Below are 16,699 nucleotides of genomic sequence, written 5' to 3' on the forward strand. Positions count from 1 at the left end.
TGGTCCGGCAAGACCCGCAACTGGTCGCCCGTTGGCCCCGTGACTCTCAACCCCGAGCGCGACTCCTTCGTCAGGGCGCATTCGGAGTGCAACGATATTCAGCAGTTGGCTGCATGAATGAGGCGACAACTACCTTGACGCGCGCCGGGACCTGGCGAGGCGCAGCGCTAATGTACGTTTCAACTTTTCGAGAAACGGCCTGATTCGAATTTCGTTTCGCGTATTAGTACCTTCCTCGCTGGAGCTCACAATATTTACCGCAATTTCAGAGTAAAGCTCCATCGCCTTTTTGGCGTACTTTGCAATCGCATTTCCGAACTCCTCAGAGTTCATTTTTTGAAGGGTCAATTTCGAAAGGTCAGAACCAGAGTGTTCGATCAATGTATTTGCTACGTAGATTCCCCAAGGCGTCCCGTGAATGCCTAATATTGTCTTCATGACAATATCCTCGCTGTGTTTGTTTGCAGACAAAAGAGCGGTGCGCTCCGTTTCAACATACTGAGCTAGAAGCCAAGCAAGGAAAACCTTCTCTGCTTGAAGGCCGCGGGGAAAGCAAGACTTATAAGATTTATCAAACAGTTCGGTCTTGCGCCTAACGGCATCCAGAATGGTCTCCTCTGACATCGACGCGAGGTATTGAGCAATTCGATCTAACTCAATACGCTTTGTATTCTTTATTAGGCGAGAACCCTCCTGCTTTGGCGCATATAGATAACCTATTTTTGAGAAGGACGTGCGCAACGCCTCCTGAATGGGGTCAAGAAGCCTGACCGCTGATAGTTTCACTGGATTTTGAGTATTGTTGTAACGAACAATGTCTGTGAGTAAAGCTTTCTTGGCAGCCACCACTCTGACGAGCACTTGAGACCTTTTGGCATCTGTGGAATCTTCAATTGCTTTTGCCAAACTGACAGTAGTTTGACATCCATTCACGATTGAAAAGTGCCTGAGCTTGTATTTCGTATCGGTTATACCCTCAAAGCTCTCCGCGACAATCGTGATTCCATTATTTAAGGCCAAAACTCACCAGGACGAGTGGACGCGGTCTCAATGATCTTTTCATTGATGCCTCCTTTCCTTTGGCCAATAAATAGTCGCACATTTCCTTCAAATAGTTGATTGGAATATTTAAGGTACCACCTGGCGAATTCACTTGCCGCCACGGAGCCGATAATTGCTTGTCCGAAGTCACCCTTGATTTCCGATAAGCGAGTACTGAAAGTCAACGTATCTTCCGTGACTGTGCGATCAGCAGTTTTAGCAATTAGATACTTGTCGTATAGGGCATCTTGATGCTCATAGAAGAAGGACGCGCCTGGTCCATATGTCTTTGATCTGACTGTCGATTCCAATTGACGAGCAATTTGATCAGATTTCGCCGCCAACGTCACAAGGCCGAACACTTGCGCGTAATTCTGAAGATCCAAGTCTTTCAAAGTTTCATATATATCTAGTCTGCCTGCATGTTTAAAGGACACAGGATCCTTGACGCTTGCCACTGCCGCCACAAGTGCGTTCCATTTCTTGATGCCAGCTGCTCGCTCAGGTCGGTCAGAGACATAACCTTGCAGTACATAGATCGCTTCTTGATCGTGGTCGACGTAAATGAAGTCACATCCATTGTCTTCTGGGCCATCGGCCGACGCAGCATCAATAGCTTCGTCTTCATCTATCCCAAGCAGAGTCGTCGCGTACCAAGCCGTAATGGCCCTGTCTCGAGTTATTCCACCCCTAGAGGCGATCGCATCAATGGCTGCGAATAGTTCTTTTCGTGACTCGGCGGTTTGCTTTGAATCGTCTGGGGAATTTCTCGTTGCCATTGAATACCTCAAGTATTTGGATTTTGGTTGTCTCTTGGGAACAACCCCGTTCAAGTAACACGGGGGACTATAAATACAAAACATGCATAGTACGGCGTTTGTTACCAACTACCCTCATCTAATTGGAGGGGACAGACGTGGAAAGTTGTATGCGGAGACACAGTCAACAAGCCAGTGATGCGCATGAGAAAGCAGCCTTGCTAACCGCGAAGGCAAAAAGAAAAAAGAGCACTACAAGAGTGCCCTCGTCCCAAGATAATTGGCTCCCCAGCGAGGACTCGAACCAACAGCATCAATCCAGACCAATGCGAGTGACTGCTTGAAGTCAAACCAGGGGCACCGACCGCTTGCGCTGCATTGCAGCCCCTCAAGCCGCCCGACCCCCTCAAGAACTCCGCGCCACCCCACACACCAGGTCGCCTGGGTCATTGGCCAGCACCGCACGTTCGTTCTTGGCCTGCGCCACTTCCATGTCGCGCGGCAGGACCACGCCGTTTTTCACGGCCAGCACTTCGGCCATTACGCTGACGGCGATTTCGGGCGGCGTCTTGCTGCCGATGTAGATGCCGATGGGGCCGCGCAGGCGGGCCAGCGCGGCTTCGTTGAGGCCGAAGTGTTCGGCCATGCGCTGGTGGCGCGCGTCGTTGTTGCGCCGCGAGCCGATGGCTCCGACGTAAAACGCGTCGGTGGCCAGCGCTTCGAGCAGCGCCAGGTCGTCGAGCTTGGGGTCGTGGGTGAGCGCGATCACGCAGCTGCGCCGATCCGGCTTGAAGGCGACCACCACGTCGTCCGGCATGTCGCTGAGCACCTTGGCGCCCGCGACCGACCAGGCGCTGCGGTACTCCTCGCGCGGGTCGCACACGGTGACGGCAAAACCGCTGAACAGGGCCATGGTCGCCAGGTATTCGGTCAGCTGGCCCGCGCCAATGAGCAGCATGCGGTACTCGGGCCCGAAGGTGTTGACCAGTTCGACGGACGAGACACTGAGCTCGGCCGGGGCCCTGGCCGCGGCGAGGGTGACCGCGCCGTCGCTCAGGCGCACCGTGCGCTGCATCAGCTGCCCGGCCTCGAGCGCCTGCACCAGCTGCGCCAGCGCCGCAGCGTCGGGGTCGTACTCCAGCAGCAGTTCCAGCGTGCCGCCGCAGGGCAGGCCAAAGCGGTGGGCTTCGTCGGCGGTGACGCCGTATTTGACAAAGGTCGGCGGCCCCGAGGGAATGGTATGGCCGCCGCCCTGCGCAGGCGCCGACGCCGATGCGTAGGCCTGGGTGTGGCGGTAGATCAGGTCGTCTTCAATACAGCCGCCGGAAACCGAGCCGACCACGGCGCCGTCTTCACACAACGCCATGATGGAGCCGACCGGACGCGGCGACGAGCCCCAGGTACGCACCACGGTGGCCAGCAAGGCGCGCTTGCCCGCCGTGCGCCAGTCGCGCAGGGTGCGCAGAACCATCACATCGAGGTTTTCCATGATCTTTCTCCTTTCGGACTTGGGGGCCTAGCGTGCGAGCCAGACCGCACCGGCAATCAGCACGGCGGCACCCACGATCCATACCCACATCGGGATGCCCGCACCGGCGGCCGGCTCCGGCGAGACATCACCCGTGACCATTTTGGCGGCATAACTTTCGGGGTGCTGGCGCTGCATTTCCTCGTCAAAGCGCTTGAAAAAATCTTCGGCCATGGACTTGGCCGCGCCGTCGATCAGGCGTTGGCCGAGCTGGGCCACCTTGCCGCCGACCGAGGCATGCACGGTGTAGGAGAGTTCGCACCCGTCGGCATTGGGCGTTAGCGTCACCGCGGCGCTGCCCTTGCCGAAACCGGCCACGCCGCCCTGCCCGTCAAACGACAGCTTGTAGCTGGCCGGCGGGTTGATGTCGGTGAGCGTGATCTTGCCGGTGAACTTGGCCGAGACCGGGCCGATTTTCAGCGCCATGCCAATGGCGTACTGGTTCTCGCCGATGGGTTCCACCTTATCGCAGCCCGGGATGCAGGCCTTGAGCACGGCCGGGTCATTCAGCGCGTCCCAGGCTTGTTGTTGTGTCACGGCCAGTTGGCGGCTTCCTTGCATGTCCATGTTTTTTTCCTTCTCTTTTCTTTTGGTGTTCGGCTTATTGTGTGTTTGGTATCCGTTCGTCTTGCGCCAGTTGAAAGGCTTCGACAGGCTCAGCCCGAACGGTGAGTTATTTCTTCATCAGAGCCGCCAGGCTGGCTGCCAGTTCCTCGAGCTTGGCCAGATTGTGAACCGCCAGCATGCCGTGTGCATGGGCATGCAGCACCGCCGCGCCGCGCGCCAGCGGCGCGTAGCCGTCAAACCGCAGCAAGGGGTTGAGCCACAGCAGGCGGCGGCTGCGCCGGCGCAGCCAGGCCAGCTCGCGGGCCAGGTCGGCCGGCTCGCCGGTGTCCAGCCCGTCGCTGATGACCAGCACGATGGTGCGCCGGCCGACCAGGCGGCGTGCATGGCGCTCGCGCAAGGTGGCCAGCGACGCCCCGAGCTGGGTGCCGCCGGCAAAGTCTTCAATCGCCAGGCTGGCGTGGGCCAGCATCTCGTCGGTGTCGGCCTGGCGGAAAGCCGGCGTCAAATCGGTCAGGTGCATGCCGAAGGCAAACACGTCGCGGTGCGGGTGGCGCCGTGTGGCGGCATGCAAAAAAGCCAGCAGCAGGCGCGCATAACGCTCCATCGAGCCCGACACATCGACCAGCACCAGCAGCGGCAGGGCCCGCTCGCGCCGCTGCAGCCGCGGCAGCTGCATCAGCTCGCCGCCGGTGCGTGCGGCCTGGTGCATCACGCCCGGCCAGTGCATGCGCACGCCAGTGGCGGCCGGCCGGCTGCGCCGCGAGGCAAACATCGGCAAGGGCAGCTTGATATCGCGCGCCAGGCGCTCGACCAGCCGGTACTCGGTGGCCGACAGCGCGTTGAAGTCGGCATGCTGCAGGCGCTCGATGTCGCTGGCGGTCATGGCGGCGTCGAACTCGACCTTCTGGTCTTCGGTACTGGGTTTGGCCTGCTGGCCGAAGGCCTTTTGCGGCGCCAGCGCCTCGCGCACACGCGGGCGGCGCTTGCTGGGCTCGGCCTTGCCTTCGGCGCTGGGCAGCAGCTGCGCGAGCAGCTTGTTGGCGACTTTCGGGTCCTGGAAATACACGTCGAACAACTCGCGGAAGACCAGCCGGTCCTGCTCTCGGCTGACCATGACGGCTTCAAAGGCGGCGCTCAGGTCTTCCCTTTCGCTGATGCCGACGGCGAGTGCGGCTTCCTTGGCCAGGGCAATGCGCTGGCTGTCCACCTTGACACCCGCGCGGCGCAGGGCGCGGCCGAAACCGGCGATGTTGTCGGCGAGTTTGCCCGCTCTGGCGTCACCTAGGAGCATACATTTCCCCGCTAAAGCCGTTCGTCCTGAGCCTGTCGAAGGACTCTGCAGGCTTCGACAGGCTCAGCCCGAACGGGCTGGTGATTTTCATTCGGCCACAGTTTCTTCGGGCCTGAGTAGCTCCACAGCCAGCTCATGCGTCAAGGCAGCGACATCTTCCCGCTGCTTGAACAAAATGCCCGCGGTGTCGGCCACCACCTCGGGGTCCACCACCAGCGTGTCCAGCGCCACCAGCGCCTTGGCCCATTCGACACTTTCGGCGATGCCGGGCGCGCGCTGGAAGGCGTTGCCAAACGGCGAGCGGCGCAGCCGGTCCACAAAACCGGCCACCTGGGCCGACAGCTGTTCGCCCGCCTCCGGCACCTGGGCGCGAATGATGGCGAGCTCGCGGTCGCGGTCGGGGTAATCGAGCCAGTGGTAGAGGCAGCGCCGCTTGACCGCGTCGTTGAGTTCACGCGTGCGGTTGCTGGTCAGGATGGTCACCGGCGTCACCTGCGCGCGCACCGTGCCGATTTCCGGAATGCTGACCTGGTACTCGCCAAGGTACTCGAGCAGAAAGGCTTCAAAAGGCTCGTCGGCGCGGTCCACCTCGTCGATCAGCAGCACGGCACCCGGCGCCGGCGTCTGCAGCGCCTGCAGCAGCGGCCGGCGTATCAGGTAGCGGTCCTGGTAGACCTCGCGTTCGACATCGGCGGCATCGCCATGGCCTTCGACGGCGCGCATGTGCAGCAGCTGGGCCGCGTAGTTCCACTCGTAGAGGGCTTCGCGCTGCTCCAGCCCGTCGTAACACTGCAGGCGGATCAGCTGGCGCTGCAGCGCGAGCGCCAGCGCCTTGGCCAGCTCGGTCTTGCCGACGCCGGGCTCGCCTTCGAGCAGCAGCGGGCGCTGCAGCTTGAGCGCGAGAAACACCGCCGTGGCCAGCCGCCGGTCGGCAAAGTAGCCGGCGCCCTGCAGCGCCTGGGCCAGTGCATCAATCGTGGGAAAAGGTGTCATCGGATCAGTGTACCTGTTGCTATCTATTCAATAGCTGCTTGCGCCCGCCAATCAAGGGCTGGAGGCCAAAATGGCTTCAAACCGTTCAGGCATGGGCTTCGACGGGCTCAGCCCGAACGGTTGCACTGTCAGGCCAGCGCCTTTGCCACGCCGCGCTGGGTCTGCACGCTGATCAGGTTGGCGCGGTAGGCCGCCGTCGCGTGGATGTCGCTGTTGAGGTCCGTCGCGTCAATTTTCACCGCCGCGGCCGCTTCGGGCGTGAAGCTCTTGCTCAGCGCCGCCTCCAGCCCCGCGTGGCGGAACACGCCGCTGGAGGCGCCCGTGACAGCCACGCGCACGCCCGCATCGAACTGCGCCACAAACACGCCGACCAGCGCAAAACGCGAGGCCGACTGCTTGAACTTCATGTAGGCCGCGCGCTTGGGAATGGGGAAGCTGATCGCGGTGATCAGCTCGCCCTCTTCCAGCGCCGTGGCGAACATGCCGAGGAAAAAGTCGTCCGCGGCAATCTTGCGCTTGGTGGTGTGGATGGTCGCGCCCAGCGCCAGCACCGCACTCGGGTAGCAGGCAGAAGGGTCGTTGTTGGCGACCGAGCCGCCCAGCGTGCCCATGGCGCGAACCTGGCGGTCGCCGATGTTGGCGGCCAGGTCGGCCAGCGCCGGCAGCGCCGCCTTCAGCTCGGCGTTGGTCGCCACGTCGGCGTGGCGCATCATGGCGCCGATCACAAAGGCATTGCCTTCGCGCTTGATGCTGCTCAGCTCCTTGATGCCGCTGAGGTCAACCAGCTGGTCCGGGCTGGACAGGCGCAGCTTCATCGACGCCAGCAGGGTCTGGCCGCCGGCCAGGGCTTTGGCGCCGTCGGCCGTGAGCTGCGCGGCGGCTGCCAGGGAGGTGGGACGTTCCAGGGTGAATGGGTACATGGTGGGTTTCTCCTTGGATATCTGTTTATTTCTTGGCCGACTGGATGGCTTCCCAGACGCGGCTGGGGGACGCCGGCATGTCGAAGTCCGTCACGCCGAGCGGCTTGAGGGCGTCGAGCACGGCATTGATCACCGCCGGCGGCGAACCGATGGCACCGGCCTCGCCGCAGCCCTTGGCACCCAACGGGTTGTGGCTGCACGGCGTGCACAGCGTGTCCAGCGTGAAGTTGGGCATGTCGTCGGCACGCGGCATGGTGTAGTCCATGAAGGAGCCGGTCAGCAACTGGCCGGACTCGGGGTCGTACACACAGTTCTCCAGCAGCGCCTGGCCGATGCCCTGCACCAGCCCGCCATGCACCTGGCCTTCGACGATCATCGGGTTGATAATGTTGCCGAAATCGTCCACCGCGGTGAAGCGGTCCACCCGAACCGCGCCGGTGGCCGGGTCCACCTCGACCTCGCAGATGTAGGTGCCGGACGGGAAGGTGAAGTTGGTCGGGTCGTAAAACGCCGTCTCGTTCAGGCCGGGTTCGAGCTTGTCGAGCGGGTAGTTGTGCGGCACATAGGCCGTCAGCGCCACCTGGCCGAAGGTCACCTTCTTGTCGGTGCCCTTGATGGTGAACTCGCCGTTGGCAAACTCCACGTCGGCGTCGCTGGCCTCCATCAGGTGCGCGGCAATCTTTTTCGCCTTGGTCTCGATCTTGTCGAGCGCCTTCATGATGGCCGTGCCGCCCACCGACAGTGAACGGGAACCATAGGTGCCCATGCCGAAGGGCACGCGCCCGGTGTCGCCATGCACCACATCGACCTGGTCCACCGAAATGCCGAGCCGCGCGGCCACGACCTGCGCAAAGGTGGTCTCGTGGCCCTGGCCGTGGCTGTGCGAGCCGGTGAACACCGTCACGCTGCCGGTCGGGTGCACCCGCACTTCGCCGCACTCGAACAGACCGGCACGCGCCCCGAGTGCACCGGCAATGTTGCTGGGCGCCAGGCCACAGGCCTCGATGTAGCAGGAGTAACCCATGCCGCGCAGCAGGCCCTTGGCGGCCGATGCGGTCTTGCGCTGCGCAAAACCCGCCACATCCGCCAGCTCGTTGCCGCGCTTGAGCAGGGCGTGGAAGTCGCCCACGTCGTACTGCAGCGCCACCGGCGTCTGGTAGGGGAAGTCTTTCACGAAGTTGCGGCGGCGGATCTCGTCCTGCGCCAGGCCCAGCTCCCAGCCGGCGCGCGTGACCAGGCGTTCCAGCAGGTAGGTCGCCTCGGGCCGACCCGCGCCGCGGTAGGCATCGACCGGCGCGGTGTTGGTGAACCAGGCATCGACCTCCACATAAATCTGCGGGCAGGTGTACTGGCCGGCCAGCAGCGTCGCGTACAGGATGGTTGGCACGGCCGGTGCAAAGGTCGAGAGGTAGGCGCCCATGTTCGCGTCGGTGTGCACGCGCATGGCCAGGAACTTGCCGTCCTTGTCCAGCGCCATTTCGGCGTGGCTGGAATGGTCGCGGCCGTGGGCGTCGCTGACAAAAGCCTCGCTGCGGTCGGCCGTCCACTTGATGTTGCGGTTGAGCTTTTTCGAGGCCCAGGTCAGGCACACGTCTTCGGCATACAAATAGATCTTGGAGCCGAAGCCGCCACCCACGTCGGGCGCAATCACGCGCACCTTGTGCTCGGGCAGGCCCATCACAAACGCCGTCAGCAGCAGGCGCTCGACGTGCGGGTTCTGGTTCGACACATAGAGCACGTATTCATCGGTCGCGCGGCTGTAGGAGCCGATCACGGCGCGCGGCTCCATGGCATTCGGGATCAGGCGGTTGTTGGTCAAATCCAGTTTGGTCACATGGGCGGCGTTCGCAAAGGCGGCGTCCACCTGGCCCTTGTCGCCGATCGCCCATTTGTAGCAATGGTTGTCGGGGGCGGCGTCATGCAGGGCGGTGGCTTTGGCCGCATCGGTGACACGGACCACGGCGCTCAGCACGTCGTAATCGACCTCGACCAGCTCGGCGGCGTTTTTCGCCTGCTCCAGCGTTTCGGCCACCACCATGGCGACGTGGTCACCCACATAACGTACCTTGCCCTGGGCCAGGATGGGGTGCGGCGGCTCCTTCATCGGGTTGCCGTCGGTGCTGGTGATCAGCCAGCCGCAAGGCAGGCCGTTGATCTTGTCGGCCGCCACGTCCTCGCCGACAAACACATCGAGCACCCCCGGAGCGGCCTTGGCGGCGGCGGTGTTGATGCTGTTGATCTTGGCGTGGGCGTGCGGGGAACGCACGAACACCGCGTAGCTCTGGTTGGCCAGCGTGATGTCATCGGTGTATTGCCCGCCGCCGGTGAGAAAGCGGTAGTCTTCCTTGCGGCGGACGGAGGTGCCAATGTTTGGCAGGTTGACGAAGTCGGATGCACCCATGTGTGTACTCCTGAAAATTTGGAAAAAAACGGTTGCCGGGGTTGCCAGCGGCTCGCCCGATGGCGGCGCCGGAAAAAAGAGGTCAGCGCAGCGGTTCAGGTCGCCATGGCGGCAGCGCCCTGCTGCACCGCCTTGACGATGTTCTGGTAACCGGTGCAGCGGCAGATGTTGCCTTCGAGCAGCTCGCGGATTTCGCCTTCGCTGGCCTTGGGATGGTGCTTGCACAGATCCACCGCACTCATGACCATGCCGGTGGTGCAGAAGCCGCATTGCAGGCCGTGGCATTCCTTGAACGCGGCCTGCATCGGGTGCATGGTGCCGTCGGCGGCTGCCAGGCCTTCGATGGTGGTGATCTCGCTGCCCTCGGCCTGGGCGGCCAGGATGTTGCAGGACTTCACGGCGCGGCCATTCATGATGACCGTGCAGGCACCGCACTGGGCGGTGTCGCAGCCGACATGGGTGCCGGTCATCTTCAGCTGCTCGCGCAGCACCTGCACCAGCAGGGTGTTGGGCGGGGTTTCAACGCTTTTGGCTTTTCCGTTGACTTTGAATTGAACTTGCATGGGCTTGTCTCCAGTGGGCTGTTTTTTGACGACGGGTTTGGCTACGGACGGAACAACAGTCATTGTTGAAGTGGCGACCCCGCGGGGGCCTAGGTTAAACCCTAGGAGCTTGCCAAAGCCCGGTTAAATTCTCAAAATGGAACAGTTGGTGACCGGCCGCCAGCGCGTCGGGGCGAGGTCTGATACGCTGCAGCCACCGCGGGCATCCTCCCGCAGACAGCCGCCTTTCACGGGCATTGACCACCCATGCTGACCGTCCTTCCGACCTCCTCCGAACAGCGCCTGCAGCAGATCGCGCAAGCGCGCCAGGCCGTGCTGCGGGACGGCCAGAGCCTGCCCGGCCTGCTGGCCGAATCGTGGATAGAACGCTCCTGGCAGCGCTGCCTGGCCAGCGGCAAAAGGCCCGAGCAGGAGGTCAGTTTCGACGTCCTGTCGCCACAGGCGCTGCGCCGCACCGAGGAAGCCAACCACGTGCTGGTGCAGGCGGCACGCCCGGTGCTCGAAAAGCTGGGCGCGGCAATTGCCAGCACGCGCTACTTCGCCATCCTGACCAACGCGCAGGGCGTGGTGGTCGACGTCAATGGCGCCATCGACCGGCGCGACCGGCGCGCCGACCTGATCACGCGCATCGGCGTGGACCTGTCCGAACAAAGCGTGGGCACCACCGCCATCGGTGCGGCGCTGACCGAGCTGCAACCGGTCTGGCTGCACCGCGGCGAGCATTTTTTCAACGCCAACTCGGCCTACAGCTGCGCCGGCGCGCCGCTGTTTGGACCGGACGGCCGCTGCGCCGGCATGCTGGACCTGACCGGTGTGGACGCGGTCGAGCGACCTGAGCTCAAACACCTGGTGGTGCAGTCGGCGCGCAGCATCGAAAACGCCCTGATCCAGAGCCGGCCGCACGATCTGCTGATCCGGCTGAACTGGTCCAGCCACAGCCTGGGAGAAGACAGCGACGGGCTGGTCAGCTTGGACCCGGACGGCTGGGTCAGCGGCGCCAACCCGGCGGCGCGGCAGATGGTGCCGGCGCTGCAGGCCGGCAGCCCGGCGGCTGTCCATTGCAGCGAGCTGTTTGCCCTGCCCTACGAGATGCTGTTTGATGCCGCCCGGAGCGACGCCGCGGGCAGCCCCCAAGCCATGGAGGTGCCCCTCTGGTCGGGACTGCGCCTGCAAGCGCTGCCGCTGTTGCGGGGCCGCGCGGCCGCACCGGGGTGGTTCAGCGGCCGGGCGTCACCTGCGCCGGCGCCGGCCCTTCCGCTCAAGGACGTCGAAACAGCGCTGATCCGCAAGGCGGTCAACGAAGCCCGCGGCAACGTCATGAAAGCGGCACGGGCACTCGGCATCAGCCGCGCCACCGTCTACCGCCGCCTGGGCGGCAAATCCAAATAGTGCGCTTTTCAAAACTCATGACAGTCGGAACGCTCCAGCCCTCACCCCGACCCTCTCCCGGAGGGCGAGGGTGAGAACCGTCCAATTCACTGTCGTGGCATTGGAAAAGATCAACAAATAATCAGTGCTTGTGGTCCATGGCAGCGGGCTTGCCCGATGCCGGCATGGCCGCACCCGGCGCCGCGGCGGCTACGGGCAGCTTCAGTTCCACCTTGCTTTCCCGCCCTTTGGCGTCCCGGAGTGTCAGCGTGAGCGGCACCGTGCCGCCCTGAGGCAGGGCCTGTTTCAGCTCCATCAGCATCACGTGGTAACCGCCGGGCTTGAGCGCCACGGTTTTGCCGGCGGGCAAGTCCAGCGCGGGGATGGCGCGCATGCGCATGACGTCGTTGTCCATCTTCATTTCATGGACTTCCGCCACACCGGCCACCGGGGACGACACGCCCACCAGCTTTGCGCCGTCTCTGGCCGTGATGTTCATGAAGGCGCCGGTGCCCGACTGGCCGGGCACGGCGGCGCGCACCCAGGCGTCCTTCACGTCCACAGTCTGGGCGTACACAAGGCCGGCGGAAAGTGCCCACAGGGCGGCAATAACTTTTGTTTTCATGAATGGCTTTCGTTAAAAAAAATGAAGATGAGTCGAAAAAAAAGGTCAGTGGTGCTGCTGTCCGGCCCCATCGGGCCGCACATCCAGCAGGACGGCCGGTGATTTCAGACCCTGGGTGGAGGTGCCGGTGGCCGGCAGCTCCGACCAGTCGTTGCGGCCTGACTCGCAGGTCTGCAGCACCTTGAACCAGAGCGGGCCCGCCTGGGCGGGCAACTTGCCGCGCAGCACAAACTCGTCGTAATGGGCATCGGCCAGCGCCGCTTCCCGGTTGGCCGCACGCCAGCTGACCAGCGTCACGTCATCGGTCACGGTTTTGCCATGGCTGGTGTAGGGCGCCGCAAGCTTGTCGACCCGGGTCGCCACGGTCCAGCCGGCCTTGGGCATGGGCCGGGCGCCCTGAAAGTCGGGCGGCAAACGCACCTCCAGCCCGGTGGTGGCCGAGCCTGCGCAACCGTGGCTGACACCGAACACCGCCTTGTAGTTGCTGCCGGCCGGGGCCTGCCCCTCGGCCAGGGAAATATGGGAGAAAACGGGTGCAGCGCCCGCCATTCCTGCGCACAGCGCTATCGTTTTGATAGTTGATAAAAATTTCATGGAAACCACACTTGAAAATGAACACAAGCGCGCGGGCGGTCGGGCCCACACGCAGGAAACCTCGTCAGAGGCGCTTCAGTTCAAAGTGCAGGCGGGCCGCGGCTGAAGGGCAGCCCCGGCGACGACGCCGAGCGGACGGCATCCTGGAAGACAGCAGCCATCGCGGCGATGGGCGCAGGGAACGCGCCGGCCTGGTACGGCGGCGGCAAACCAGGCCCGGTCGAGCCGCAGAGGTCGCAATGCGCAGCAGCCGGTGAAGACTCATCACCGCCCGGCAAATCCCCGGCGGCCGTGGACGATGCGCCGCTGGCCACGGTGCACAGACCGCCCAGCTTGCCGGTACGCACGTCCTCGGCCAGCATGGACACGGGCGCCAGCAACGCCGAGAAGACGGCCAGAAACCCCAGCCACGCGGCGAAGCGGGCCCACAGCGGGCGACAGGACGGGGTGTTGGACACAGCGGGATTATAAGGACCGCCGCAGGCGGGGTTTTGCCGGCGGGGCTGGACTGCGGGGCTTGGCCGCGCCTATACTGCTACAAAATAAATAGCTGAATGCGCCCGCCCGTCAAGGGCCGGATGCCTATTTTATGGACAACTCACGGAGAGGCGCCTGATCCAGCGCCCATGCCACATGTTCCCTGACCAACCCGCTGCCATGTTCGCGCCGCGCCAGCAAGGCGCTGCGCAGGCTGTCGTCCGCACCGGCGCGCAGGGCATTGCCGAGCGCCACCGCGATATTGCGCAGCCAGCGCTCATGGCCGATGCGGCGGATGGCGCTGCCTTCGGTATAGCGCAGGAACTCTTCTTCGGTCCAGGCAAACAGCGTCGTCAGTTGCTGGCCGGTCAGGCCCTGGCGCTCGTCAAAGTCGGGCAAGGCACTGCGCTGCGCAAACTTGTTCCAGGGGCAGACCAGCTGGCAATCGTCGCAGCCGTAGATGCGGTTGGCGATCAGGGGCCGCAGTTCCAGCGGAATCGGGCCCGCATGTTCAATCGTCAGGTAAGAGATGCAACGCCGTGCATCAAGCTTGTGCGGCGCAACGATGGCCTGCGTCGGGCAGATGCTGATGCAGGCGCTGCAGCTGCCGCAATGCTCTGTCACGGGTTCGCTGGGCGGCAGGGCCAGATCGACATAGATCTCGCCCAGGAAAAACATGGACCCGGCCTCGCGGTTGAGCAGCAGCGTGTGCTTGCCGCGCCAGCCCTGGCCGCTGCGCGCGGCGAGTTCGGCCTCGAGCACCGGCGCCGAGTCGGTGAACACGCGGTGGCCCAGCGCGTGCACCTCGGCCTCGATGCGCTCGCTGAGTTTTTGCAGGCGCGCCCGCATGATCTTGTGATAATCGCGTCCCCGCGCATACACCGACACGATGGCTTCGCCGGGCCGCTGCAGGCGCGCCAGCTCCGCAGCCTGCCACTGGCCTGGCTGCGCGGGTGTGGAAGCCGGCAGGTAATCCATGCGCGCGGTGATCACGCTGACCGTGCCGGGCACGAGTTCGGCCGGCCGGGCCCGCTTGAGGCCGTGCGCCGCCATGTAATTCATGTCACCATGAAAGCCCGCAGCCAGCCAGGCCGACAGCCCCGGTTCAGCCGATGACAGGTCCACACCCGCAATGCCAATTTGCGAAAATCCAAGCTCGCGCGCCCATGTCTGAATTTGAGAAACGAATTGATGGCTATTGAAGATCACCGACACATTGTAAAAAGGATGGCCTGGGACAGCGAAGCCCAGACCCAGGCGTTTGCCGAAATGCTGGCCGAGAAACTGCGCGCCAGTGCCATGGGCGCCAACGCGCTGATCCAGCTGCATGGTGATCTGGGGGCCGGCAAAACCACATTTGCCCGGCATCTGCTCAAGGCCCTGGGCGTGACGGGCCGCGTCAAAAGCCCGACTTATGCGGTGGTGGAGCCCTACAGCGTGGCCGACCCGGCCGCAGTGGACGGCATGCTGTCCATCTGGCACTTTGATTTTTTCCGCTTCAACGATCCCGATGAGTGGGAAGAAGCCGGTTTTCGCGACATCTTCGCCAGCCCCGGACTGAAACTCGTCGAGTGGCCAGAAAAAGCCGGCAGCCACCTGCCCCCGGCCGATCTGGACATCCACATCGAGATGCTGGCCAGCGAGACGCGCGCCGTCACGCTCACCGCCCACACGGACGCCGGCGCGGCGCTGCTGCCATGACCAGCAAGCCTTCCTCCACCCTCAGCCGGCGCAACGCGCTGCAGATGGGCAGCCTGGTCCTGCTGCTGGGCGTGCAGCAGATCGCCCGCGGCGCGACGATTCTGGCGGTGCGGGTCTGGCCGGCCAAGGACTACAGCCGCGTCACGATCGAGTCCGACACGGGCCTGAAAACCAAGACCTATTTCATTGCCGAGCCGCCGCGTCTGGCGGTGGACATCGAAGGCATCGACCTGATCCCGGCGCTGCGCGAGCTGGTGGCCAAGGTCAAGCCCGACGACCCGAACATCTCCGGCATCCGTGTCGGACAAAACGCACCGGGCGTGGTGCGCCTGGTCATCGACCTCAAGCAGCACATGCTGCCGCAGGTGTTCACCCTGCCGCCGGTGGCGGCTTACCAGCACCGGCTGGTGTTCGACCTGTACCCGACCCAGGTGCTGGACCCGCTGGAGGCCCTGATTGCCGAGCGGCTCAAGGACAAGCCGGATCAGGGTGCCGCGTCCGATGCCATCGGCGAACTGCTGGCGCGGCAGACGCCCCGGCCCGCGGCCGGCAAACCGGCGCCCACCCCCGCAGCGCCGACAGCGGGTGCGGACAAGGAGCGGGCCGCCAGCGCCAACCCGCCCGTCGCCCAGGCGCCGTCCGACAGCGCGGATGCGGGTGCGGCCGGCCGCAACAAGACCGACCGCCTCATCATCGTGGCGCTGGACCCCGGCCACGGCGGCGAAGACCCCGGCGCCATCGGCCCCGGCGGCACGCGCGAGAAAGACGTGGTGCTGCAGATCGCCCTGCGCCTGCGCGAACGCATCAACAAGATCCCGAACATGCGCGCCTTCCTCACGCGGGATGCCGACTTTTTTGTGCCGCTGCACGTGCGTGTGCAAAAGGCCCGCCGCGTGCAGGCCGACCTGTTCATCAGCATCCATGCCGATGCCTTCTTCACGCCCAGGCCGCAGGGCGCCAGCGTGTTTGCGCTCAGCGAAAAAGGCGCGACCAGCAGCTCGGCGCGCTGGATGGCCGACAAGGAAAACTCCGCCGACCTGGTGGGCGGCGTCAACGTGAAGGCCAAGGACGCGCAGGTGCAACGAGCCCTGCTCGACATGAGCACGACCGCACAGATCAACGACAGCCTCAAGCTCGGCGGCGCCATGCTCGGCGAGATCGGCAACGTTGGCAAGCTGCACAAACCGCGTGTCGAGCAGGCCGGCTTTGCCGTGCTGAAGGCGCCCGACATTCCCAGCGTGCTGGTGGAGACCGCCTTCATCAGCAACCCCGACGAAGAGGCCAAGCTGCGCAGCGAGGCCTACCAGGTGCAACTGGCCGACGCGCTGATGCGCGGCATCGGCAGCTACTTCGCCAAGAACCCGCCGCTGGCGCGCAACCGTCCGCTGTAGGCGCGGACACGCCCCGCGTGTTCACGCGGGGCCCTGACAGGCAGGCTGGACCCTCTCCTACAGCAGGAAATCGCCTGCCAGCCTACCCTCGGATCACAGGCAGCAAAGCTTCATCTCAAGCCTCATGCGACATGCCTGGACTTCCATAAAGGTGAACATGATGAACACGAAACTATTGATGGCCGCTGCAGCAGCCGCCCTGATCGCCCTGACCGGTTGCGGCACCAATCCGACCAATGCACAAATCGGCACCGCTACAGGCGCCGTGATCGGTGGTGCGGCAGGCAGCGCACTCGGCGGCGGCACACTGGGTACCGTGGGCGGTGCTGCGGCCGGTGCCTTGATCGGCAACGAAGTCGGCAAGCGTCAGGACCAGAAGCGTTAAGACAATTCGGGTCGCCCGGAGGAGATATCAAGCATCACGCTGCGCCTGCGGTCCTTTCTGGACAGTAGTTTCAACTCCCCACTCCCACCCCTAGCC

General features: G+C 63.9%; 17 protein-coding genes. 4 read left to right on the forward strand and 13 right to left on the reverse strand.

Going from position 1 to position 16,699, the window contains the following annotated elements:
* Positions 1 to 129: 129 nt before the first annotated feature.
* The 9 genes from B7G52_RS23875 to B7G52_RS21710 all read right to left on the reverse strand — a co-directional run bounded on the left by B7G52_RS23875 (position 130) and on the right by B7G52_RS21710 (position 10,062).
* Positions 130 to 1,020 (reverse strand): AIPR family protein, encoded by an 891-nt coding sequence (locus B7G52_RS23875; RefSeq protein ID WP_205853104.1) that lies wholly within the window; start codon positions 1,018 to 1,020, stop codon positions 130 to 132.
* Positions 1,011 to 1,820 carry a hypothetical protein gene (locus B7G52_RS23880; RefSeq protein ID WP_205853105.1) on the reverse strand — a complete coding sequence of 270 codons (810 nt, stop codon included), beginning with the start codon at positions 1,818 to 1,820 and terminating at the stop codon, positions 1,011 to 1,013. The genes B7G52_RS23875 and B7G52_RS23880 overlap by 10 nt, the downstream gene beginning before the upstream one ends.
* Before the next feature lie 385 nt (positions 1,821 to 2,205).
* Positions 2,206 to 3,288, reverse strand: a complete 1,083-nt coding sequence (locus tag B7G52_RS21680) for an XdhC family protein (protein ID WP_096699745.1) — start codon at positions 3,286 to 3,288, stop codon at positions 2,206 to 2,208.
* A 27-nt stretch (positions 3,289 to 3,315) separates the two neighbouring features.
* Positions 3,316 to 3,894 (reverse strand): carbon monoxide dehydrogenase subunit G, encoded by a 579-nt coding sequence (locus tag B7G52_RS21685; RefSeq protein ID WP_096699746.1) that lies wholly within the window; start codon positions 3,892 to 3,894, stop codon positions 3,316 to 3,318.
* A gap of 106 nt (positions 3,895 to 4,000) precedes the next feature.
* Positions 4,001 to 5,185, reverse strand: a complete 1,185-nt coding sequence (locus B7G52_RS21690; protein WP_096699747.1) for a VWA domain-containing protein — start codon at positions 5,183 to 5,185, stop codon at positions 4,001 to 4,003.
* Between the two features lie 87 nt (positions 5,186 to 5,272).
* Positions 5,273 to 6,178, reverse strand: a complete 906-nt coding sequence (locus B7G52_RS21695) for a MoxR family ATPase (RefSeq protein ID WP_096699748.1) — start codon at positions 6,176 to 6,178, stop codon at positions 5,273 to 5,275.
* A gap of 128 nt (positions 6,179 to 6,306) precedes the next feature.
* Positions 6,307 to 7,098, reverse strand: coding sequence for a xanthine dehydrogenase family protein subunit M (locus B7G52_RS21700; RefSeq protein WP_096699749.1), 792 nt, complete (start codon positions 7,096 to 7,098; stop codon positions 6,307 to 6,309).
* Between the two features lie 25 nt (positions 7,099 to 7,123).
* Positions 7,124 to 9,499, reverse strand: coding sequence for a xanthine dehydrogenase family protein molybdopterin-binding subunit (locus B7G52_RS21705; RefSeq protein ID WP_096699750.1), 2,376 nt, complete (start codon positions 9,497 to 9,499; stop codon positions 7,124 to 7,126).
* A gap of 95 nt (positions 9,500 to 9,594) precedes the next feature.
* Positions 9,595 to 10,062: a (2Fe-2S)-binding protein gene (locus B7G52_RS21710; RefSeq protein WP_096665720.1), complete on the reverse strand. Its 468-nt coding sequence runs from the start codon at positions 10,060 to 10,062 to the stop codon at positions 9,595 to 9,597.
* Between the two features lie 246 nt (positions 10,063 to 10,308).
* Here B7G52_RS21710 and B7G52_RS21715 point away from each other — a divergent pair, with 246 nt between their 5' ends.
* Positions 10,309 to 11,451, forward strand: a complete 1,143-nt coding sequence (locus tag B7G52_RS21715; protein ID WP_096699751.1) for a sigma-54-dependent Fis family transcriptional regulator — start codon at positions 10,309 to 10,311, stop codon at positions 11,449 to 11,451.
* Positions 11,452 to 11,572: 121 nt separating this feature from the next.
* Here B7G52_RS21715 and B7G52_RS21720 read toward each other — a convergent pair whose 3' ends face one another.
* The 4 genes from B7G52_RS21720 to queG form a co-directional block, all read right to left on the reverse strand.
* Positions 11,573 to 12,055: a copper chaperone PCu(A)C gene (locus tag B7G52_RS21720; RefSeq protein ID WP_096699752.1), complete on the reverse strand. Its 483-nt coding sequence runs from the start codon at positions 12,053 to 12,055 to the stop codon at positions 11,573 to 11,575.
* Between the two features lie 45 nt (positions 12,056 to 12,100).
* Complete coding sequence (locus B7G52_RS21725; RefSeq protein WP_096699753.1) at positions 12,101 to 12,649, reverse strand: YcnI family protein; 549 nt, start codon at positions 12,647 to 12,649, stop codon at positions 12,101 to 12,103.
* Positions 12,650 to 12,729: 80 nt separating this feature from the next.
* Positions 12,730 to 13,107: a DUF2946 family protein gene (locus tag B7G52_RS21730; RefSeq protein WP_096699754.1), complete on the reverse strand. Its 378-nt coding sequence runs from the start codon at positions 13,105 to 13,107 to the stop codon at positions 12,730 to 12,732.
* Between the two features lie 124 nt (positions 13,108 to 13,231).
* Positions 13,232 to 14,302, reverse strand: a complete 1,071-nt coding sequence (queG, locus tag B7G52_RS21735) for a tRNA epoxyqueuosine(34) reductase QueG (protein WP_371329054.1) — start codon at positions 14,300 to 14,302, stop codon at positions 13,232 to 13,234.
* 15 nt (positions 14,303 to 14,317) lie between these two features.
* Between queG and tsaE the strand changes: the two genes are divergently transcribed.
* The 3 genes from tsaE to B7G52_RS21750 all read left to right on the forward strand — a co-directional run bounded on the left by tsaE (position 14,318) and on the right by B7G52_RS21750 (position 16,603).
* The gene (gene tsaE / locus B7G52_RS21740) at positions 14,318 to 14,827 is read left to right on the forward strand and encodes a tRNA (adenosine(37)-N6)-threonylcarbamoyltransferase complex ATPase subunit type 1 TsaE (protein ID WP_096699758.1); all 510 of its coding nucleotides are present in this window, start codon (positions 14,318 to 14,320) and stop codon (positions 14,825 to 14,827) included.
* The gene (locus tag B7G52_RS21745; protein WP_096699755.1) at positions 14,824 to 16,218 is read left to right on the forward strand and encodes an N-acetylmuramoyl-L-alanine amidase; all 1,395 of its coding nucleotides are present in this window, start codon (positions 14,824 to 14,826) and stop codon (positions 16,216 to 16,218) included. The genes tsaE and B7G52_RS21745 overlap by 4 nt, the downstream gene beginning before the upstream one ends.
* A gap of 160 nt (positions 16,219 to 16,378) precedes the next feature.
* Complete coding sequence (locus B7G52_RS21750) at positions 16,379 to 16,603, forward strand: glycine zipper domain-containing protein (protein WP_096699756.1); 225 nt, start codon at positions 16,379 to 16,381, stop codon at positions 16,601 to 16,603.
* Positions 16,604 to 16,699 lie beyond the last annotated feature (96 nt).

Origin of the sequence: Polaromonas sp. AER18D-145 (assembly GCF_002379095.1) — a bacterium.
In the GTDB taxonomy this organism is placed as follows: Bacteria; Pseudomonadota; Gammaproteobacteria; order Burkholderiales; family Burkholderiaceae_C; genus Polaromonas.